General features: G+C 73.8%; 18 protein-coding genes, 1 tRNA gene and 1 pseudogene. 12 read left to right on the forward strand and 8 right to left on the reverse strand.

Annotated elements, in window-relative coordinates:
- Positions 1–207: 207 nt before the first annotated feature.
- Positions 208–480, forward strand: coding sequence for a hypothetical protein (locus ACGFZP_RS04440; protein ID WP_392928489.1), 273 nt, complete (start codon positions 208–210; stop codon positions 478–480).
- 91 nt (positions 481–571) lie between these two features.
- Here ACGFZP_RS04440 and mscL read toward each other — a convergent pair whose 3' ends face one another.
- The 4 genes from mscL to ACGFZP_RS04460 form a co-directional block, all read right to left on the reverse strand.
- Positions 572–991, reverse strand: a complete 420-nt coding sequence (gene mscL / locus ACGFZP_RS04445; protein ID WP_392928491.1) for a large conductance mechanosensitive channel protein MscL — start codon at positions 989–991, stop codon at positions 572–574.
- Positions 992–1,596: 605 nt separating this feature from the next.
- Positions 1,597–1,914 carry an FmdB family zinc ribbon protein gene (locus ACGFZP_RS04450; RefSeq protein ID WP_392928492.1) on the reverse strand — a complete coding sequence of 106 codons (318 nt, stop codon included), beginning with the start codon at positions 1,912–1,914 and terminating at the stop codon, positions 1,597–1,599.
- 181 nt (positions 1,915–2,095) lie between these two features.
- A complete protein-coding gene (locus tag ACGFZP_RS04455) occupies positions 2,096–3,436 on the reverse strand; it encodes an MFS transporter (RefSeq protein ID WP_392929633.1) in 1,341 nt (446 codons plus the stop codon).
- A 447-nt stretch (positions 3,437–3,883) separates the two neighbouring features.
- Positions 3,884–5,368, reverse strand: coding sequence for a potassium/proton antiporter (locus tag ACGFZP_RS04460; protein ID WP_392928494.1), 1,485 nt, complete (start codon positions 5,366–5,368; stop codon positions 3,884–3,886).
- Positions 5,369–5,708: 340 nt separating this feature from the next.
- Here ACGFZP_RS04460 and ACGFZP_RS04465 point away from each other — a divergent pair, with 340 nt between their 5' ends.
- Entirely contained in the window at positions 5,709–8,426 is a 2,718-nt protein-coding gene (locus ACGFZP_RS04465; protein WP_392928496.1) for a penicillin acylase family protein, read from the forward strand.
- Between the two features lie 76 nt (positions 8,427–8,502).
- Here the strand turns inward: ACGFZP_RS04465 and ACGFZP_RS04470 are convergent, their stop codons facing one another.
- Positions 8,503–9,078, reverse strand: coding sequence for a 5-formyltetrahydrofolate cyclo-ligase (locus ACGFZP_RS04470; protein WP_392928498.1), 576 nt, complete (start codon positions 9,076–9,078; stop codon positions 8,503–8,505).
- Between the two features lie 61 nt (positions 9,079–9,139).
- Between ACGFZP_RS04470 and ACGFZP_RS04475 the strand changes: the two genes are divergently transcribed.
- From ACGFZP_RS04475 to ACGFZP_RS04510, 8 genes are all read left to right on the forward strand, one after another.
- Positions 9,140–10,048, forward strand: coding sequence for a GGDEF domain-containing protein (locus tag ACGFZP_RS04475; protein WP_392928500.1), 909 nt, complete (start codon positions 9,140–9,142; stop codon positions 10,046–10,048).
- Positions 10,049–10,060: 12 nt separating this feature from the next.
- Positions 10,061–10,981 carry a UTP--glucose-1-phosphate uridylyltransferase GalU gene (gene galU, locus ACGFZP_RS04480; RefSeq protein WP_387942016.1) on the forward strand — a complete coding sequence of 307 codons (921 nt, stop codon included), beginning with the start codon at positions 10,061–10,063 and terminating at the stop codon, positions 10,979–10,981.
- A gap of 26 nt (positions 10,982–11,007) precedes the next feature.
- Positions 11,008–12,354: a gephyrin-like molybdotransferase Glp gene (gene glp / locus ACGFZP_RS04485; protein ID WP_392928503.1), complete on the forward strand. Its 1,347-nt coding sequence runs from the start codon at positions 11,008–11,010 to the stop codon at positions 12,352–12,354.
- A 171-nt stretch (positions 12,355–12,525) separates the two neighbouring features.
- Complete coding sequence (moaC, locus tag ACGFZP_RS04490) at positions 12,526–12,966, forward strand: cyclic pyranopterin monophosphate synthase MoaC (protein ID WP_392929635.1); 441 nt, start codon at positions 12,526–12,528, stop codon at positions 12,964–12,966.
- 11 nt (positions 12,967–12,977) lie between these two features.
- The gene (locus ACGFZP_RS04495; RefSeq protein ID WP_392929637.1) at positions 12,978–13,484 is read left to right on the forward strand and encodes a molybdenum cofactor biosynthesis protein B; all 507 of its coding nucleotides are present in this window, start codon (positions 12,978–12,980) and stop codon (positions 13,482–13,484) included.
- Positions 13,481–14,107 (forward strand): GNAT family N-acetyltransferase, encoded by a 627-nt coding sequence (locus ACGFZP_RS04500; RefSeq protein ID WP_392929640.1) that lies wholly within the window; start codon positions 13,481–13,483, stop codon positions 14,105–14,107. Before ACGFZP_RS04495 ends, ACGFZP_RS04500 begins: the two co-directional genes overlap by 4 nt.
- A gap of 150 nt (positions 14,108–14,257) precedes the next feature.
- Positions 14,258–15,343, forward strand: a complete 1,086-nt coding sequence (glpR, locus tag ACGFZP_RS04505) for a gephyrin-like molybdotransferase receptor GlpR (protein WP_392928505.1) — start codon at positions 14,258–14,260, stop codon at positions 15,341–15,343.
- A 72-nt stretch (positions 15,344–15,415) separates the two neighbouring features.
- Positions 15,416–15,489 (forward strand) — tRNA-Ala (locus tag ACGFZP_RS04510).
- Between the two features lie 89 nt (positions 15,490–15,578).
- On the opposite strand, the gene ACGFZP_RS04515 is transcribed toward ACGFZP_RS04510, so the two are convergent.
- From ACGFZP_RS04515 to ACGFZP_RS04525, 3 genes are all read right to left on the reverse strand, one after another.
- The gene (locus tag ACGFZP_RS04515) at positions 15,579–16,013 is read right to left on the reverse strand and encodes a universal stress protein (RefSeq protein ID WP_392928507.1); all 435 of its coding nucleotides are present in this window, start codon (positions 16,011–16,013) and stop codon (positions 15,579–15,581) included.
- Positions 16,014–16,124: 111 nt separating this feature from the next.
- Complete coding sequence (locus ACGFZP_RS04520) at positions 16,125–17,009, reverse strand: peptidase (protein ID WP_392928508.1); 885 nt, start codon at positions 17,007–17,009, stop codon at positions 16,125–16,127.
- Between the two features lie 11 nt (positions 17,010–17,020).
- Entirely contained in the window at positions 17,021–18,337 is a 1,317-nt protein-coding gene (locus tag ACGFZP_RS04525; protein ID WP_392928510.1) for a VWA domain-containing protein, read from the reverse strand.
- Positions 18,338–18,609: 272 nt separating this feature from the next.
- Here ACGFZP_RS04525 and ACGFZP_RS04530 point away from each other — a divergent pair.
- Together ACGFZP_RS04530 and ACGFZP_RS04535 are read left to right on the forward strand one after the other, a co-directional pair.
- Positions 18,610–18,771 (forward strand): annotated as a pseudogene (locus ACGFZP_RS04530) (ATP-binding cassette domain-containing protein); the annotation flags it as partial.
- Positions 18,772–19,023: 252 nt separating this feature from the next.
- Complete coding sequence (locus ACGFZP_RS04535; protein WP_392928512.1) at positions 19,024–19,536, forward strand: DUF1269 domain-containing protein; 513 nt, start codon at positions 19,024–19,026, stop codon at positions 19,534–19,536.
- The last annotated feature ends 87 nt before the right edge of the window (positions 19,537–19,623 follow it).

The following is a 19,623-nucleotide window of genomic DNA, read 5'->3' on the forward strand; positions in this document are numbered from 1 at the left end:
CCGCGCGGCGCGGCGGGGCGGGGGGGGGGGGGGCGGCGGCCGGGGGGGGGGGGGGCGGGGGGGCGGGGGGCGGCCCCGGGGGGGCCGGGGGGGGGCCGCCCCCCCCCCCGGGCCCCGCCGGGCGTCGGCGGCGGCCGGCCAGGGGCTTCTAGGCTGTAGGGACAGATGCAGGGGATCGGAACGGCAGAGGACGACGGAGGCGGACCGGTGGGCGAGCAGAACCCCGTACGGGGCACGGAAGGTGTCGAGGGCGTCGAGGGGTCGGAAGGCGCCACGGACGGCACCGGGGGTACCGGGGCCACCGGAGGCGCCGGGGACAAGCCGGCACCGAAGGCCCGGCTGGTGTTCCGGGATCCGCTGGACCAGCAGTCCCGGGACGACACCGACTCCGGTTGGGGCGACCGACCCGGAGCGGGGCAGAGCGGTGGACGGGGGCTGGACTGGTACCTGAGCCAGCGCCCGCCGCACCACGGGGGCTGAGACCGGCCTGAGCCGAAGCCCCGAGCCTTGAATCCCGGAGCGCGGCCGGGCCGGTGCTCAGAGCGGGCCGGTGCTCAGCGCCGGCTGGTGCTCAGCGCTGGCTGGTGACCAGCACGTCGCGGATCTCGGTGAGCAGGGCGACCTCCTTGGCCTCCGCCTCCGCCATCTCCTCGTCGAGGGTCTTGCGCTTGGCGGTGAACCTGGTCATGGGCAGGATCAGGACGAAGTAGACGACGGCAGCGGTGATCAGGAACTGCAGGGCCGCGCTGAGCACGGAGCCCCAGAGGATGTAGATGCCGGACGTGACCTCACCGGCCGCGTTCACCTCGCAGGGGCCCTTGAGGCAGGAACTGTAGGACGCCAGATCCTTGGCTCCGAAAAGGCCGACGAGCGGGTTGATCACGCCCTTGACGAAGGCGTTGACGATGTTGGTGAAAGCCGCACCGATGACGACGGCGACGGCCAGATCGACGACATTTCCACGCAGCAGGAATTCTTTGAAGCCTTTCATGCCGCGTGAACGACGAAGTCGTCTCCAGGTCACGGGTGATCTTCGAGCTCTCCCGGTTGACAACCCGAATGGTGGATCGGGGTGGCCCCCGGCGGTGGCAGCCCCGCCCGCGGCACCCCGGCGGTGAGCGCCGCCGCCGCGAGGAGCAGGCCTACGGCCAGGACGGCGGACCGCTGACGCAGGGCCTGGGCCAGCCGGTACCGCCCGGTGCCGCCGCGTCTGATCGGCGGGAACGAGGGCACCTCCCGGCCCGGCGGCACGGCGAGCGCCGGGAGCGGCACGGCGTACCGCGCGGCCGGCGCCGGCCGCTGGGCCAGGGGGAGCGGAAGGGGGAGGGGAAACGTCGCGGTCATGCGGGACACCACCTGTGGTCGCACGAGCCCGGCCCCGAATCGGCCGGTCTCCGTGACGCACACTCTGCGCCCGCCGCAAAGCCCGCGGAAGTCCCTTTCCGTAGCCTGTGGAAAACCCGGGGGTGTGGATAACTTCGTACACCCGTCCGGGCTAATCCGGCGTGCCCGGGCCAACGAAAAGGCCCGGTGGTCCGCCGAAAAGCGGGGCCACCGGGCCTTTTCGAATGCTTCTGGTGTTGCCTTCGGCCCTGCTCAGCCGGCCGGCTTCGCCGCCGGGGCGGGGCTGGCGGCGGGCGTCGAGCCACCCGAGGACGAGGCCGCGGCCGAGGAGGCCGACGAACCCGAGGCCGACGAACCCGAGGACGAGTTCGCGCCCACCGAGCTGCTGGACGACGAACGGCTGTCGGTCCGGTAGAAGCCCGAGCCCTTGAAGACCACGCCCACGGCCGAGAAGACCTTGCGGAGCCGTCCCTGGCAGCCGGGGCACGTGGTCAGCGCCTCGTCGGTGAACTTCTGCACCGCCTCCAGGCCGTCGCCGCACTCGGTGCACTGGTACTGGTACGTGGGCACTTGTCTTCCTCCTGGCACTCTCGCCTGATGAGTGCTAACGATGTTCAATGATGCGGCATTCCGCTGGATCAGTCCAGCGACTCCGGTGTGAGATGAACCGGGCGACGGCCGCGAGCCGCCGCCCACCCCACCCGGAACCGGCGCCCGCCCCGCACTCGGAGCGGCGCCCGTACCGCCTCCGTCAGGCCTTGGCGGCACCCACGAGCTGCGGCGCCGCATCCCGCTCCGAACCGCCCGCGACCACCGAACCGCCGGTGACCGTCGAACCGCCAGTGGCCACCGCACCGCCAGCGACCACCACGCCGGAGGTTCCAGCCGCACCGGACGCAACCGTCCGACTCGGCGCGCTCGGCGCGATCAGGAACCGCCGCAGCGCGACCAGCGCGATCAGGCCCAGCCCGGCCCCGGCCACCGGCACCAGGAACCCGGCCGACGGGCCGTGCCCGTCGATCAGCTGCCCGGCCACCGTGGACCCGGTCGCCAGGCCGAGGCCGATCGCACCGGTCAGCCAGGTGAAGGCCTCGGTCTTGGCGCCGTCCGCGACCAGCGTCTCGACCAGCGTGTACCCGGTGATCAGGGTTGGCGCGATGGCCAGGCCGCAGACCAGTCCGGCGATCGCCAGCGCGACCAGGTTGGGCATCGCCCAGAGCGTGGAGCAGCCCAGCACCAGCAGCGCGTAGCTGGCCAGCAGCCGGTGCCGCGCGGCCTGCCGCCAGGCGACCATGCCGTACAGCACGCCGGCCAGCATCGAGCCGCCGGCGAAGATCCCGTACACGGCGCCGTTGGCCCCGGGCTGGCCGACCGACTCGGTGAAGGCGGTCACCGAGACCTGCATGGCACCGAAGACGGTCCCGACGCCCAGGAACGCGCCGGCCAGCAGTCGAACGCCCGGGGAGGCGAGCGCGGAGGCGCGGCGGACACCGGGCTGGTGCGGGTGCCGGGCCGGGGCGGTGCGCCGCTGGGCGGCGAACGCGAGCCCGCCGACGACGGTCAGCGCGGCCTCGGCGATCAGCCCGGTCGAGGGGTTGAGCGAGGTGGCGATGGCACCGGCCAGCACCGGGCCGATCACGAAGGTGAACTCGTCGGTCACCGACTCGAAGGCGAATGCGGTGTTCAGCACGGGGGTGGAGGCGCCCTCCGAGGAGAGCTTTGCCACCCAGCGGGCGCGCACCATCGCGCCGACCTGCGGCACGCTGGCGCCGGCCGGCGCGGCGGCCAGCAGCAGCGCCCAGACCGGGGCGTGGCCCAGGGCCAGCGCGATCAGCGCGCCGACCGAGACGGCGTGCACCAGGACGCTGGGCACCAGCACGGCGGCCTGGCCGTACCGGTCGGCCAGCCGGCCGGTCTGCGGGCCGATCAGGGCCTGGGCGACGGCCGAGACCGCCGCGACGGTGCCGGCGGTGCCGTACGAGCCGTGGGTGTCGAGGACCAGCAGGACGATCCCCAGGCTGAGCATGGCGTACGGCAGGCGCGCCGCGAACGCGGGCACCAGGAACGTCCGGGCGCCGGGTGTGCGCAGCAGCGTGCCGTACCCGACCCGGGTGGGCGCGTCGGCGCCGGCGTCCTTCGCGACGCCGTTGTTGTCGACCGTTCGGCGGGCCGTCACGGTCGGTCCTTCCTGCTGCCTGGTAGCGCGGAAGGGGCATGGTGGGGCCCCGACGGCGCCGAGAGTCGTCCTCTCGCGCGTCGACCGGGGTAGTTACCGGGCCGGATCGGCGTGGTTGCCGAGGTCCGGGCCGCGGCCGCCGAGCGGTCGCGCCAACTCTGCTTCAGGCAGATGCTGGGTGTGTATCAACCATCATACTTATACGCGCGTAGATGTCGCGCCTGCCTCCACAATACAGGGCGGCATCAAAAATGTCCTGCCAATGAAAGGTGAACACCGCGCGAAGGCCGTAGGAAGCCAGCGCCAAGCCGCGCGGCGGCCGAGCGGGGCCGAGTGTCGGCCGCACCCGGAGCCCGGGCAGGACTACCGCCCGTGCAGCCAGCCGGCCAGCTTGCCGCCCTTGTCCACGGCCCGCAGCCGCCGCTCCGCCGCCTCGCCCACCTCGTCGGTGGTGACCACCAGCAGCTCGTCGCCGCCGCGCAGCACGGTGGCCTTGTCGGGGACGAAGCTGCTGCCCTCCCGCACCACCAGGGTCACCGCGGCGCCGGCCGGCAGTCGCAGCTCGCCGATCTCCACGCCGGACATCCGGGAGGTCGGGGAGAGCGTCACCGACAGCAGGTGCCCGTGCAGCTTCTCCAGCGGCGCGGACTCGATGCCGAGGTCCTGGCCCATCGAGCCCTCCGAGATCCGCAGCCGCTTCGCCACCCAGGGCAGGGTCGGGCCCTGGAGCAGCGTGAAGACCACGACCAGGATGAAGACGATGTTGAAGACGTCCTGGGCCCTCGGTGCGCCCGACACCATCGGGATGGTGGCCAGCACGATGGGCACGGCCCCGCGCAGTCCGGCCCAGCTCAGCAGTGCCTGCTCGCGGCCGGGCAGCTTGAACGGCGTCAGGGTGAGCACCACCGACAGCGGCCGGGCCAGGAAGACCAGTACCCCGCCGATCACCAGCGCGGGCACCACGGCCGAGCCCATCGTCTCGGGGGTGCAGAGCAGGCCGAGCAGCACGAACATGCCGATCTGGCCGATCCAGGCCAGGCCGTCGGCGAAGCCGCGGACGGCGGGGCCGTGCGGCAGCTTGGCGTTCCCCAGGATGACCGCGCTGATGTAGACGGCGAGGAAGCCGGAGCCGTGCAACAGCGCGCCGCCCGCGTAGGCGAGCACGGTCAGTGCCATGACGGCGATGGGGTAGAGGCCGGAGGAGGGCAGGGCGACGTGCTTGATGCCGTACGCGCCGATCCTGCCGACCGCGAAGCCGACCGCCGCGCCGATCGCCAGCTCGGCGATGATCGTGCCGACCAGGACGTACCAGGAGTCCAGCTCGCCGGCGGTGGCGAAGGCGACGACCAGGATGACCACGGGCGCGTCGTTGAAGCCGGACTCGGCCTCCAGCAGGCCGGTGAGCCGGTGCGGCAGCGGCACCATCCGCAGGACGGAGAAGACGGCGGCGGCGTCCGTCGAGGAGACGATCGCGCCGAGCAGCATCGACGTCCGCCAGTCCAGGCCGACCAGCCAGTGCGCGCCGGCGGCGGTGACGAAGACGCTGACCCCGACGCCGACGGTGGCCAGCACGGTGGCCGCCGGCATCACCGGTCTGACCTCGCGCCAGCTCGTCTTGAGGCCGCCCTCGGCCAGGATCACGACCAGGGCCGCGTAGCCGATCACCTGGGTCAGCGCGGCGTTGTTGAAGGAGACGCCGAGGCCGTTCTGGCCGAGTGCGACACCGATGCCGAGGTAGATCAGCAGGCTGGGCAGCCCCGACCGGGTCGAGATGCGCACGGCGACCACCGCGACCAGCAGGATCACGGAGAACTCAAGGAGCAGCTGGTTCAGGTGGTCGACATTCACGCAGGGGCACCTCGAGCAGGCTGGGGGCGGGCGGGGTGTCCGACGGCGGTGGGGCCGAAGGGGCGAGCCGACGGGAGGAGGGGCGGCGGGCGATGACGGATCGCCGGTTGCTCCCCTAGCGGATCGTTACTCAGTCTAACATTTTGCCATATCTTTAGGTTCGCTCCGTCTCAGGGCCTCCCACCGGCCCCCGAGGCCTCTTTGCCGACCCCGTCCGATCCCACCGTGGGCGTCCCCCGTGCACGCCCGCCAGCCGAGTCGGCCTAATGTGGTGCCCTGTCATGGCCGAGTGCCCTGGACATGCCCGCCCGCCCCCCAGTCGAGGACCGCAAGGACCCAGATGCCCCGCTCGAAGAAGTTCCGGCGCGCCCGTCTGATCGTGATCGTGCTGGTCGTGCTGCTGGTGGCCGGCGCCGGCTACGGCGGCTACCGGGGAGTGGCCGCGGTGCGCGCGTCCTTCCCGGAGGTCGACGGCAGCGTCAAGGTGGCGGGCCTGAGCGCGCCGGTCGACGTCAAGCGCGACGCCAACGGCATCCCGCAGCTCTACGCCGACACCAGCGAGGACCTCTTCCGCGCCCAGGGCTACGTCCAGGCCCAGGACCGGTTCTGGGAGATGGACGTCCGACGGCACATCACCGCGGGCCGGCTCTCGGAGATGTTCGGCGACGGCCAGGTCGACACCGACTCCTTCATCCGCACCATGGGATGGCGCCAGGTGGCGCAGAAGGAGTACGACTCCCAGCTCGCGCCCGAGACGAAGAAGTACCTGCAGGCCTACGCGGACGGCGTCAACGCCTGGCTCGCCGAGCACCCCGGCGGCGAGAGCGCCTCCCTGGAGTACTCCCTGCTCGGCGTCGTCAACGGCGACTACAAGCCGGAGCAGTGGAGCCCGGTCGACTCGGTGTCCTGGCTGAAGGCGATGGCCTGGAACCTCTCCGGGAACCTCCAGGAGGAGATCGACCGCTCGCTGCTCGCCCAGGACTTCAGCCCGGAGAAGATCGCCGAGCTGTACCCGGAGTACCCGTACGCGCGCAACGGCACGATCGTGAAGACCGGCACCGTGGTCGGCGACACCTACCGGCCCGCCGACGGCTCCGGCCAGGCCAACGCCGGCACCGCCACCGCCCAGGGCGCCGCCGCGACCAAGGCGCTGCTCAAGGGCGTCACCGACCGGATCGACGGCATGCCGCAACTGCTCGGCCGCCAGGGGCAGGGCATCGGCTCCAACTCCTGGGTGATCGCCGGCTCCAACACCACCACCGGCAAGCCGCTGCTGGCCAACGACCCGCACCTCGGCCCGGGCCTGCCCTCGGTCTGGTACCAGATGGGCCTGCACTGCCGCACCGCCTCGCCCGCCTGCCAGTACGACGTCTCGGGCTTCACCTTCGCCGGCCTGCCGGGCGTGGTGATCGGCCACAACAAGGACGTCGCCTGGGGCTTCACCAACCTCGGCGCCGACGTCACCGACCTCTTCCTGGAGAAGGTCACCGGCCCGGACACCTACCTGGTGGACGGCAAGGAGACCAAGTTCGAGCTGCGCAAGGAGACCATCAAGGTGGCCGGCGGTGAGGACCGCACCATCACCGTCCGCACCACCCAGACCGGCGCCCCGCTGATCTCCGACCCGAGCACCGAGCAGCAGAACGTCGGCAAGTACGCGCCGAACGGCAACGCCGCCCCGGACCGCGGCACCGGCGGCTACGGCGTCGCCCTGCAGTGGACGGCGCTCAGCCCCGGCAAGACGATGGACGCCGTCTTCGCCCTGGACCGCGCCAGGAACTGGGACGAGTTCCGCGGCGCCGCCAAGGACTTCGCCGTCCCCGCCCAGAACCTGATCTACGCCGACGCGAAGAACATCGGCTACCAGGCCCCCGGCAACATCCCGGTCCGCGGCAAGGGCGACGGCACCTACCCGGCGCCCGGCTGGGACTCGGCCTACCAGTGGAAGGGCTCGATCCCCTTCTCCGCCCTGCCCTACAGCCAGAACCCGTCCGCCGGGTACATCGTCACCGCCAACCAGGCCGTGGTCGACCCGTCGTACAAGTACTCGCTGACCAAGGACTGGGAGTACGGCACCCGGGCCAAGGAGATCACCGAGCAGATCGACCTCAAGCTCAAGAACAACGGCAAGATCTCGCCGGACGACATGAAGGACATGCAGCTCGACAACACCAGCGTCCTCGCCCGGACCCTGGTCCCGCTGCTGCTCAAGGTCCAGATCGACGACCCGTACGTGCGCGAGGCGCAGAACCTGCTGAAGGACTGGAACTACCACCAGGACGCCGACTCGGCCGCCGCCGCCTACTACAACGGCGTCTGGAGCCAGCTGCTCAGCCTCTCCTTCGGCCAGAAGTTCCCGGCCGACCTGCGGGCCAAGGACAACTGCCTGCTGGTGCGCCAGCAGGCGGACCCGACCAAGCCCGACAGCGGCCGCACCGCCTCGATCGTCACCGAGTGCGGCACCCGCGACCCGGGCAAGGCCCAGCCGGACGGCGGCGACCGCTGGACCGAGGTGGTGCGCGCCCAGCTGGACAAGCCCGACAGCAGCTGGTGGACGTACATCGACTCGCAGCACCACGAGCAGAAGGGCCTCGACAACCTGCTCGCCGAGGCGATGAAGAACGCCCGCCAGGAGCTCACCGCGAAGCTCAGCAAGGACGTCTCCACCTGGAGCTGGGGCCGGCTGCACAAGCTGACGCTGCGCGAGCAGACCCTCGGCACCGACGACTCCTCGATCGCCTCCGGCCTCGTCCACCGGCTGCTCAACCGCGGCCCGTACCGGCTCTCCGGCGGCTCGGCGGCGGTCGACGCGGCGGGCTGGAACGCCGCCGCCGGCTACGAGGTGGACTGGATCCCCTCGATGCGGATGGTCGTCGACCTCAGCGACCTCGACGCCTCCCGCTGGGTCAACGTCGGCGGCGCCTCCGGCCACGCCTTCCACCCCAACTACAACGACCAGACCGACCTCTGGCTCAAGGGCGAGCTGCTGAGCTGGGCCTACTCCCCGGACGCGGTGGAGAAGGCGACCAAGCACCGACTGGTGCTGACCACCGGCTGACACCCGTTCGCCGACGCGGCCCCGCCCCCCGAACACCGGGGGAGCGGGGCCGCCGCCGTCTGTGCCGCGGTCGGCCTCACCCCAGCCGGTGCAGCCCGGACGGGGTGAGCGCGACGTCCACCGGCAGGTCGTGCGGCTCGGCCGGCACACTCTCCAGCAGCTCGTGCTCGTACAGCAGCACGGCCAGCAGCGGCCGCGCCCCGGCCCGGCCGAGCCGGGCCAGCACCCGGTCGTACGAGCCGCCGCCGCGGCCCAGCCGCAGCCCCCGGCGGTCCACCGCCAGGCCAGGCAGCAGCACCGGCGAGGCCGCGCAGACCGCCTCCGGCCCGAGCCGCTCGCCGACCGGCTCCAGCAGGCCGCGCCCGGCCGGCGCCAGTCCGTCCGAGCCCGTGTACACCGCCCAGTCCAGGTCGTTGTCGGGCAGCAGGACCGGCAGCAGCACCCGGACGCCGCGCGCCAGCAGCGCGTCCAGCAGCGGCCGGGTGCCCGGCTCGCCGCCGACCGACACGTAGGCGGCCACGGTGGCCCCCGGCGCCGCCAGCTCCCCGGCGTGCCCGGCCAGGGCGAGCGCGGCCGCCTCCCGGGCAGGCGGGGTCAGCGCACGCCGCTCGGCCAGCAGCCGTGTCCTCAGCGCGCTCTTCTCGTTGTGCATGGGATCCTCCACGGCTCTGTGCCCCGTCACGCTCAGAGCCTGACATGCGGAAGGCGCCCCGATGTCCACCCCGCTGCTGGTCCAGGCCCTGGCCGTGCTGAGCGCGCCCGCGCTGGCCGGCGCCACCCTGCTCGGGTGGCGGCTGCGCCGCGGCGAGGGCGCCGCCGCCGACCGGGAGGCCCGGTTGCGCGAGCGGGTCGCCGAACTGGAGGAGCGCTGCGCGGAGCTGGAGCGCACCGCCTCCTGCGACCCCCTCACCGGGGTCTGGAACTACCGCCACCTCCAGCTCACCCTGGACCGGGAGATCGAGCGCGCCCGGCGGGCCGACCAGGCCGGACCGCAGGACGGACCGCGTCCGCTGGCCGTCCTGCTGCTGGAGATCACCGGCTTCGAGGCGGTCATCGCCGAGCACGGCCGCGCCCGGGCCAACGCGATACTCCGCGACCTCGCCCAGCGCCTCGGCATGGAGATCCGCCGCTCGGACACCCTCGGCCGGTACAGCGGCGAGGAGTTCCTGATCGTCCTGCCGGACACCGGGGCCGAGGGCGCCGCACAGGTCGCCGCGCGCCTGGTCTGGTCCGTCCGCCGCCACCTGTTGCTGGACTGGTCCTCCGGCCCGCGCGAGGACCGCCGCCCGCACGGCAACGGCCTGACCGCCGCGGTCGGCCTGGCCGTCCTGCCGGAGGACGGCACCCACGCCGCCGTGCTGCTGCGGGCCGCCGACCGGGCCCTGGCCGCGGCCCGCGCGGCGGGCGGCGACCGCTGGCACGGAGCCTTTTCCCCCAGGTCGGACGGTGGTCCCGAGGCTGAACGTGACCGTTCGGAAAAGCCGGGTAGTCTGTCGCCCTGTGTCGGTGGGGACCCCCTCAGCCCACCCGCCACTGCCCATACGCCTGCCACTGTGGCCGGGCCACGCGACGTGCTGTCACAGCCGCTTCCATGCGCTCGGCCGGGCGAAAACATGCCTTAGTAAGGTAAACGCATGACGACGACCAACTCCCGAATTCCGGTAACCAAGGCCGTGGTGCCCGCGGCCGGACTGGGCACCCGCTTCCTGCCGGCCACGAAGGCCACGCCGAAGGAGATGCTGCCCGTCGTCGACAAGCCGGCGATCCAGTACGTCGTCGAGGAGGCCGCCTCCGCCGGGCTGTCCGACATACTGATGGTCACCGGCCGGAACAAGCGCGCCCTTGAGGACCACTTCGACCGCGCGTACGAGCTGGAGGAGCTGCTCGCCCGCAAGGGCGACCAGGACCGGCTGCGCCGGGTGCGCGAGTCCGTCGACCTGGCCAACATGCACTACGTCCGCCAGGGCGACCCCAAGGGTCTCGGCCACGCCGTCTCGGTCGCCGAGCAGCACGTGGCCGGCCAGCCCTTCGCCGTCCTGCTCGGCGACGACCTGATCGACCCGCGCGACCCGCTGCTCTCCCGCATGATCGAGGTCCAGCAGGAGCTCGGCGGCTCGGTGGTCGCCCTCATGGAGGTCGACCCGTCGCAGATCCACCTCTACGGCTGCGCGGCCGTCAAGGCCAACGGCTTCGGCGAGGACGTCTTCCAGGTGACCGACCTGGTCGAGAAGCCCGACACCGCCGACGCCCCGTCGAACTACGCGGTCATCGGCCGCTACGTCCTCGACCCGTCGGTCTTCGACGTCCTGCGCGAGACCCAGCCCGGCCGCGGCGGCGAGATCCAGCTCACCGACGCCCTGCGCGAGCTGACCACCCGCGACGCGGAGTCCGGCGGCCAGGTGCACGGCGTGCTGTTCAAGGGCCGCCGCTACGACACCGGCGACCGGGCGGACTACCTGCGCGCTATCGTCCGACTGGCCTCCGAGCGCGAGGACCTGGGCCCGGAGTTCCGCTCCTGGCTCAAGGAGTTCGTCGCCTCCGAGATGCAGGACTGACACACCGACAGAGAGCGAGTGCGCCGATGACCGGGTCCACGGAGAGCAGTACCACCCCCGCCGCAGCCTGCTGCGACGGATCCGCGGACCCGGCACCGGCCGCTCGCCCGGCCCGTCTGTGGACCGTCGACGAGCACCTCGCCGACGTCCTGGCGGCCGTCGGCCCGCTGCCCGCGATCGAGCTCCAACTGCTCGACGCCCAGGGCTGCCGGCTCGACGAGGACGTGGTCGCCGACGGCGACCTGCCGCCCTTCGACAACAGCTCGATGGACGGCTACGCCGTCCGCACCGCCGACACCACCGGGGCCACCGCCGAGTACCCCTCGGTGCTCGCGGTGGTCGGCGACATCGCCGCCGGCGCCGGTGAACTGCCCCGGGTCGGCCCCGGCCAGGCCGCCCGGATCATGACCGGCGCACCCGTGCCGCCCGGCGCCGAGGCCGTCGCCCCGGTCGAGTGGACCGACGGCGGCAGCGGTACCGGCGAGGCCGCCGACGCGATGACCGCGCCCGTCGAGGACGAGGAGGTCCGGGTCCGGCGCCCGGTCGCCGAGGGCGCCCACATCCGCCGCCGCGGCAGCGACGTCGCCGCCGGCTCCCGGGTGCTGGAGGCCGGCACCCGGCTCGGCCCGACCCAGCTCGGCCTGCTCGCCGCGATCGGCCGGGCCACCGTCCGGGTCCGCCCGCGACCGCGCGTGGTGGTGCTCTCCACCGGCAGCGAACTGGTCCAGCCCGGCGAACCGGTCGGTCCCGGCCGGATCTCCGACTCCAACAGCTTCACCCTCACCGCGGCCGCCCGGGACGCCGGCGCCATCGCCTACCGGGTCGGCGGCGTGCCGGACGACGCCGACCGGCTGCGCGCCGTCCTGGAGGACCAGCTCGGCCGGGCCGACCTGATCGTCACCAGCGGCGGGGTCAGCGTCGGCGCGTACGACGTGGTCAAGGAGGTCTTCGAGTCCTACGGCGGGGTGGACTTCCGCCGGCTGCGGATGCAGCCCGGCAAGCCGCAGGGCTTCGGCCGGATCGGCGCCGGGGCGGGCGTCCCGCTGATGGCGCTGCCCGGCAACCCGGTGAGCGCGTACATCTCCTTCGAGCTGTTCGTCCGCCCGGCCATCCGCACCATGCTCGGCGCCGCCGACGTGCACCGCCCGGTGGTCCGCGCGGTCTGCCCGGTGGCGCTGCGCTCGCCCGCGGGGCGGCGGCAGTTCCTGCGCGGGCGGTACTCGGCGGCCGACGGCGTGGTCGAGCCGGTCGGCGCCGCGGACTCGCACCTGGTCGGTGCCCTGGCCCGGGCGGACTGCCTGATCACCGTGCCGGAGGACGTCGTCGACCTGCCCGCGGGCAGCGCGGTCGACGTCGTCCTGCTCGGCGACTGACGCACGGCGTGGCGGGCCGTCTCGGGGACTGACACGGCCCGTCCCACGCACCGGCCGGAGCGGGGGGTACGGTAGCGCGGTATTCGACCTGCGCGCCCCCTGGAGCACCCCGTGAGCACCTCACCCCCCGGCGACCGCCTCACCCACGTCGACGAGCAGGGCGCGGCCCGGATGGTCGACGTGTCCGAGAAGACCGCCACCGTGCGCACCGCCGTCGCCGCCGGCCGGGTCCGGGTCGCCCCCCGGGTGGTCGAGCTGCTGCGCGGGGAGGGCGTGCCCAAGGGCGACGCGCTCGCCGTCGCCCGGATCGCCGGGATCATGGGCGCCAAGAAGACCCCGGAGCTGATCCCCCTCTGCCACCCCATCGCGGTCTCCGGCGTGCAGGTGGACCTCGCCGTCACCGACGAGGCGGTCGAGATCACCGCCACCGTGCGGACCGCCGACCGCACCGGCGTCGAGATGGAGGCGCTCACCGCCGTCGCGGTGGCCGGCCTGACCGTGATCGACATGGTCAAGGCCGTCGACAAGGCCGCCGCCATCGAGGACGTCCGGGTGATCGCCAAGACCGGCGGCAAGAGCGGAGACTGGTTCGCCCCCGGGAGCCCGGAGTGAGCGCGCCGGTCATGCGGGCGCTGGCCGTCACCGTCTCCAACCGCGCCTCGGCCGGCGTCTACGCCGACAAGGGCGGCCCGCTGCTGGTGGCCGGCCTGCGCGCGATGGGCTTCACCGTCGACGGCCCCCGGGTCGTCCCCGACGGCGAGCCGGTCGAGGCGGCCCTGCGGGAGGCCGTCGCGGCCGGCTACGACGTGGTGCTCACCACCGGCGGCACCGGCATCTCGCCGATGGACCTCACCCCCGAGATGACCGCCCGGGTGATCGACCGGCAGATCCCCGGCATCGCCGAGGCCATCCGGGCGTACGGCCGCGAGAAGGTCCCCACCGCGGCGCTGTCCCGGGGGCTGGCCGGCCTCGCCGGACGTACCCTGATCGTCAACCTGCCGGGCTCGACCGGTGGCGTCAAGGACGGCCTGGCCGTCCTGGAGCCGCTGCTGGCCCACGCCGTCGACCAGCTCGGCGGCGGGGACCACCCCCGGCCCGACACCCCGCCTGCCCCTGGGAGTACGCACTGAACGCCGGCTGGCCGGTAGAGCTCCACGAGGGGGATGTCGCGCTGCGCCCGATCCGGGCCCGCGACCAGCGCGACTGGCAGGAGGTCAGCCGCCGCAACCGGGACTGGCTGCGGCGCTGGGAGGCCACCGTGCCGCCCGGCCCGGCCGGCCACGGCGCCGGCCCGCGTCCGACGTACCGGCAGATGGTCCGCTTCCTGCGCGGCGAGGCCTCGGCCGGGCGGATGCTGCCCTTCGTGGTGCTCCACCAGGGCCGGCTGGTCGGACAGCTGACGGTCGGCGGGATCACCTGGGGCTCGATGTGCTCGGCCAACGTCGGCTACTGGGTCGACGAGGCGGTGGCCGGGCGCGGCATCATGCCGACCGCCGTGGCCATGTCGGTGGACCACTGTTTCGCCGCCCTCGGGCTGCACCGGATCGAGGTGTGCATCCGGCCGGAGAACGGGCCGAGCCGCCGGGTGGTGGAAAAACTGGGCTTCCGGTCGGAGGGAATGCGCCCCCGCTATCTGCACATCGACGGGGACTGGCGGGACCACCTGGTGTACGCACTCACCGCCGAGGAGGTCCCCGAGGGGATGCTGGAGCGGTGGCGGACGCTCAGTTCAGGCCGCAGACCTCGTAATTGAATATATGTTCGAAAGAAATATCGATATGGCATCGGCGTGGCGACGGACAGGCACAAATACCGGCAAAATAGTCGGAGAATCAGCTTGATCACACGACACGCCGTGCCAAATTGCTGCCAGGCCTTCCCCGGCGCCCGTACGGTGTGAAACGTGAGCAGTAGCGGCCTTATCTACGCCGTCATCGTAGGGGCCTGGGCCGCCTATCTGGTGCCGATGTGGCTCCGCAGGCAGGACGAGCTCAACGAGGCGCGTCCGACGGAGCGCTTCAGCACCGCCATCCGCCTGCTGGCCGGGCGTTCGGCGCTGGAGCGGCGGGCATCCCGGGCCCTGGGCGACGACCTGCGTGACGACGAGCAGAGCAGTGACGACGGTCCTCCCGCACGGGACGAGGCCGCCTCCGGCGACCCCGCGGACGGTGCGGCGGGCGGGCCGGCACCCGGGCATGCGGCGGCGCGGTCCGACGACCGCCCGGCCGGGCCCGCCGACGACCACCCGGCCGACCACCCCGCCGAGCGTGCGGCCGAGGACTCCGCCGAGCGGCGGGCCGGGGCCGAGCGCCGGGCGCGGCTGCTGGCCCGGCGCCGTCGGATGGTCACCGTCCTCTTCCTGGCGTTCGCGCTCGGCGCGGTCGTCGCGGCGGTGGCCGGGCTGGCCTTCCTCTGGGTCCCGGCGGTTCCGGCGGCCCTGCTGACCCTCTACATCGGCCACCTGCGCAAGCTGGAGCGCCAGCGGTACGAGGTGAAGCTCGACCGGGCCCGCGCCGCCCAGGCCGCCGAGCGGCTGCGCAGGCACGAGCGGGAGCGGCAGCGGGCCGAGGCGCGGGAGGCCGAGACCGCGGCGCAGGCCGAGCCCGCCCCGGCGCCGGGCACGGCCGCCGGGCGCGGCCGCCCGCACCTCAGGCTCGCCACCGACCCGGCCCAGGGCGCCCCGCGCCGGACCGGTTCGGCCTCCGCCGTGGCGGAGGTGACCGAGCACGAGGAGTGGGTCGACGGCATGCGCGAGCGCGGTGCGGCCGGTCCGGACTCCTGGGAGCCGGTGCCCGTCCCGCTGCCGACCTATGTGACCGCTCCGGTGGCCCCCCGGGTCACCCGCGGCCTCGACCTGTCGGCCCCCGGCACCTGGACCGCCGGCCGCTCTGCCGACGCGCACCCGACCGAGGCCCGCAACACCCCGCTCTTCGACCAGTACGCGGAGGCGCCCGCCTCCGAGCTGCGGCCCCGCGCCGCCAACGAGTAGTCCGCGCCGGACCCCCCACCAGCGGGGGTGGTCACGGATCCCCTCCAAAGGGTGCTAGAGTTTCATCTCGTTGGGGCTGTGGCGCAGTCCGGTAGCGCACCTCGTTCGCATCGAGGGGGTCAGGGGTTCGAATCCCCTCAGCTCCACCCAACGGAAGTCCCGCCCGATCGTTCAGATCGGGCGGGACTTCTGCGTTGTGCGGGTAGGGCGCGCGCTGACGGGGTGTCGACCGCGGTCAGTGTCTGACGATCACCACGGTGCACGGCGCGTGGTGGACGCAGTAGTGGCTGACCGAGCCCAGGGCGGCGCCGGGCGGGGCATGGCGGCCGCGGCTGCCCAGGACGAGGGCGTCGGCGCCCTCGGCGGCGGCCGACAGCGCCGGTCCGGGCGGGCCGGCCTTGAGGTGGCGCCGGACCGGGGGAGCGCCGCCGGGGAGCGCGGCCAGCGCCTCGTCGAGGATCCGGGCGGCGTACCGCTCCGGTTCGAAGCCGTCCAGGGCGGGCGGGACGAGGCCCCGCTCGCCGTACAGCCCGGGGAACTCCCAGACCGCCACCGCCTCCAGGACGCCGCCGCTCTGGGCGGCCAGCCGGGCCGCCCAGCGGACGGCCGCGTGGGAGAGCGGTGAGCCGTCCACGCCCACCACGATCCTGCCGTCCGGCTGCCGGGCCATGGTTCGAGCGTAGGTCCTGCCGGGCCGGTGCGCCGGTGCGGCGGCGGGCGGCGGGACGACCGAGGGCCGGCCGGAGGTGTCCGGCCGGCCCTCGGGGAGGGGCGGGTACCGTCAGGGCTGCCCGGAGCCCGCGTAGGGGCCCGGCTGCGGGGCGCCGGCCTGCGGCGGGACGCTGCCGTAGCGGGTCGGACGGCCGCCGCGCGGGTGGCGGGTCAGGGTGTAGCCGGCCACGCCCGCGAGGGCGGCCAGCGCGCCGCCGGCCACCGTCCAGAACCAGCGGCTGTTCCAGCCGGAGAACCAGCCCGAGTACCAGTGGTCCTCGGCCTCCTCCGGTGCGGCCGCCTGGGCGGCGTTCGCCGCGCCGCCGCCCGCCGGGGGCACCAGCGGGGCCTTGAGCTCGCCGCCCTCGGGCTGGGCGTTGTCCGCGTCGCCCTTGACGCCGACGTGCAGCTGGACGGAGGCGGCGAGGCCGAGGTCCGGCTGCGGGGCGTCGGAGAGCGCGAGGCGGACGTAGTAGGTGCCCGGCAGCGGGTCGCCGGACCACGGCTCGGCCCAGGAGCGGACCTCGCGCATGGTGCAGCTCAGCGCGAGCGAGGAGGCTGCGGCGTCGCCGGTGGCGTTCTGGGTGCCGGCGGTGCAGGACTGGCGGCGGCGCAGGCCGTCGAAGACCTCGACGCTCCAGGTCTGCGGGCCGTGCCGGTCGGCGGCGGGGGCCAGGTTGACGGTCAGGCCGATCGTCGGGGTCTGGCCCTCGGAGGCGCCGAACGCCCAGTACAGGTAGTCGCCGGTGGAGGCGGCGACGTTGGCGTCCTGGCCGGCGGCGAGGTTGATGGCGGTCAGGAAGGACGTCCCGGCCTTGGTGACCGGGGTGGGCTTCCCGCTCGTGGTCGGCGAGGGGGACGGCGAGGCGGCCGAGGCGGCGGGCGCCGCCACGGCGAGGGCCGGGAGCACGGCGAACGCGGCCAGGGCGGCGCGCAGGGCGCGGTGGGTCGTCATGGTGGGCATCGTCAGTTCTCCCGCCAGACGGCGATTCGCCAGCGTGCGATCCAGCCGAACAGCAGGCCGGTCAGCAGGCCGGCCAGGGTGAGCACCAGCAGCAGGATCCAGCCGCGGCCGAGACCCATCGCCGGACCGTCCGGGGCGGGCGAGGCGGTGGCCAGGTCGACCGTCAGCTCCAGCGGGAGGCCGGGGTCGGCCTGCACGCCGGCCTGGGCGGCGAGCGAGTTGCTGACCACCAGGCAGACGGTGGTCTCCGGCTTGCCGCTCGGCGAACCGGACGGGGTGGCGGAGGCGTAGCCCTTGGAGTCGGCGGTGGACCAGCGCAGGCCGGTGGAGACCACGTCGGTGCGGCCGCTGCCCGCGTCGGTGCCGCGGACCAGCTCCTGGCCGCCGGTGCTGGTGGCCTGGAGCAGGACGCCGTAGTCGCGGGCCACCGGCCGGTCCAGCGAGACGCTGACCGAGGCGCGCAGCTCCTGGCCGGCCTTGACCGGGATGCGGTAGACGCGGTGCTCGGAGAACTTCTCCCGGTCGCTGTAGACGCCGGGGGTGAGCACCGGTGCGCTCTCGCACTTGTCGGTGCCCGCCGTCTTGACCGGCGTCACGGCGTAGGTGTCGCTGGAACGGACGACCAGCTGCTTGACCTTCTCGGTGAGCTGGTCCTGCGAACGGACGTCGGTGTAGGTGCCGCCGGTGGCGTTGGCGATGCAGAGCAGCTGCTGGCGGGTCTTGTCGTCGTGGGCCAGGCCGAGGGTGTCGACCACCAGGTGGATGCCCTGGGCCGCGAGCTCGCGGGCCACGTCGCACGGGTCCGGCGGGGCGCAGGAGTCCTCGCCGTCGGTGATCAGGACCACCCGGCGGGTGGTCTCGCCCTTGCCGAGGTCCTGGGCGGCGCCGCGCAGGGCGAGGCCGATCGGGGTCCAGCCGGTCGGGCGCAGGGTCGCCACCGCGGTCTTGGCCTCGACCTTGTTGGTCTTGCCGACCGGGAAGAGCTGCTTGGTGTCCTGGCAGCCCTGGGCCTTGTCGTCGCCGGGGTAGTTGGCGCCGAGGGTGCGGATGCCGAAGTCGGTCTCCGCGGGCAGGGCGTCGATCACCTCGTTCAGGGACTGCTGGGCCACCGCGATGCGGCTCTTGCCCTCGATGTCGGCGGCCCGCATGGAGCCGCTGACGTCCAGTACGAGGTCGACCCGGGGGGCCTCCTTGCCGGTGGAGCCGGCTGATGGTTCGTCGGCATGGGCGGGCAGGCCGCTGAGCAGCGCACCGCCTGTTATCGCCAGGGCGGCCAGCAGGCTGCCGAGCCTGGCCTTTGGTCGTCGTCCGGTAGTCACCCGCCGAATCCTAGGGCCCGGCCGTACCCGGCACTCCCGGCCGGGCGGATCGTCAGGCGCCAGCCGGGGGGCAACAGTTCGCCGGACCCTGCGGAGGGGTGCGGGGGCGGCGTGGTTCGGGGCGGGAAGAGGGGCCCGTCCTTGGGGGCGGGGGATGTTGACGCCGGTCCTGCGGAGGTCGGACTAGCCTGCCGGGCGGGCGATGCGGAGGGAGCGCGCGGATGGAGCTGGCCGGGGTCGGCAAGCGGTAAGGGCGGGGCGGGCGGTGGGTCCTGCGCGGGGTGGACCTGACGGTCGGTCCGGGGGAGCTGGTCCGGGTCGAAGGGGCCAACGGCAGCGGCAAGTCGACGCTGTTGAAGCTGGTCGCGGGGATCGAGCAGCCGAGTGCCGGCCGGGTGGGGCGGGCGGGCCGGGCGGCGTACGTGCCGGAGCGGACGGGTCGGCTACCCCTGGCTCGAACTGCTGCTCGCCGCCGGGCTGCTGGCCGCGGTGGCGGCGGGCTCCTCGGCGCTGGCCGGCCGCCGCCCCGGGTGGCCGCCGCGGGCCACCCGGCCAATAAAGGACACACCGGATGGAAGAGCCAATAAATATGGATAGCGCTCGTTAGGGTGACGAACGGGGCAGGGCGACGACGCACCAGCGCCTGCGCCCGGCCGGCATGTCCGACTGATTGGAAGGACCCACCCGTGAGCAACCTCTTCGCGATCGCCTATCCGGACCTGGCCACCGCCGAGGCGGTGCGCCGCGAGGCGGTCGGCCTGCAGACGCAGAAGCTGATCGACCTGGAGGACGCCGTCGTCGTGGAGCGCCGCGACGACGGCAGGATCAAGCTGCACCAGCAGGTCAGCACCACGGGCGCGGGCGCCGCGTCGGGCGCGCTCTGGGGCGGCGTCATCGGGCTGCTGTTCTTCATGCCGTTCCTCGGGGCGGCGGTCGGCGGCGCGGCGGGCGCGGCGGTCGGCGCCTCCACCGACATCGGCGTGGACGACAACTTCATGCGCGAGGTCGGCGAGCACCTCCAGCCGGGCACCGCCGCGGTGTTCCTGCTGGTCCGCAAGGCCACCGCGGACAAGGTCGTCCCCGCGCTGGCCCGCTACGGGGGCAAGATCATCCAGACCTCGCTCTCCGCCGAGGCCGAGGCCGAGCTGAAGGCGACCGTCGAGGCGTCCCGGGCGCAGGGCGCCCCGACCCCCGCCTGAGGCGCCGTGCCGGTCTGACCAGACCAGCCGCTCACGTCGGGGCGGACGGGGCTCGCGGCCCGTCCGCCCCGATCGCCATCCCCCGGT

The sequence above is a fragment of the Kitasatospora sp. NPDC048239 genome (genome assembly GCF_043202015.1).
GTDB lineage: Bacteria > Actinomycetota > Actinomycetes > Streptomycetales > Streptomycetaceae > Kitasatospora.

Excerpts from the sequence above, each read along its gene's own strand:
- ACGFZP_RS04475 (WP_392928500.1), top strand. The coding sequence starts at position 9,140 with ATGTCCACCCCGCTGCTGGTCCAGGCCCTGGCCGTGCTGAGCGCGCCC.
- ACGFZP_RS04465 (WP_392928496.1), top strand. The coding sequence starts at position 5,709 with ATGCCCCGCTCGAAGAAGTTCCGGCGCGCCCGTCTGATCGTGATCGTG.
- ACGFZP_RS04515 (WP_392928507.1), bottom strand. The coding sequence starts at position 16,013 with ATGGCCCGGCAGCCGGACGGCAGGATCGTGGTGGGCGTGGACGGCTCA.
- galU (WP_387942016.1), top strand. The coding sequence starts at position 10,061 with ATGACGACGACCAACTCCCGAATTCCGGTAACCAAGGCCGTGGTGCCC.
- moaC (WP_392929635.1), top strand. The coding sequence starts at position 12,526 with ATGGTCGACGTGTCCGAGAAGACCGCCACCGTGCGCACCGCCGTCGCC.
- ACGFZP_RS04495 (WP_392929637.1), top strand. The coding sequence starts at position 12,978 with ATGCGGGCGCTGGCCGTCACCGTCTCCAACCGCGCCTCGGCCGGCGTC.
- glp (WP_392928503.1), top strand. The coding sequence starts at position 11,008 with ATGACCGGGTCCACGGAGAGCAGTACCACCCCCGCCGCAGCCTGCTGC.
- mscL (WP_392928491.1), bottom strand. The coding sequence starts at position 991 with ATGAAAGGCTTCAAAGAATTCCTGCTGCGTGGAAATGTCGTCGATCTG.
- ACGFZP_RS04520 (WP_392928508.1), bottom strand. The coding sequence starts at position 17,009 with ATGACGACCCACCGCGCCCTGCGCGCCGCCCTGGCCGCGTTCGCCGTG.
- ACGFZP_RS04470 (WP_392928498.1), bottom strand. The coding sequence starts at position 9,078 with ATGCACAACGAGAAGAGCGCGCTGAGGACACGGCTGCTGGCCGAGCGG.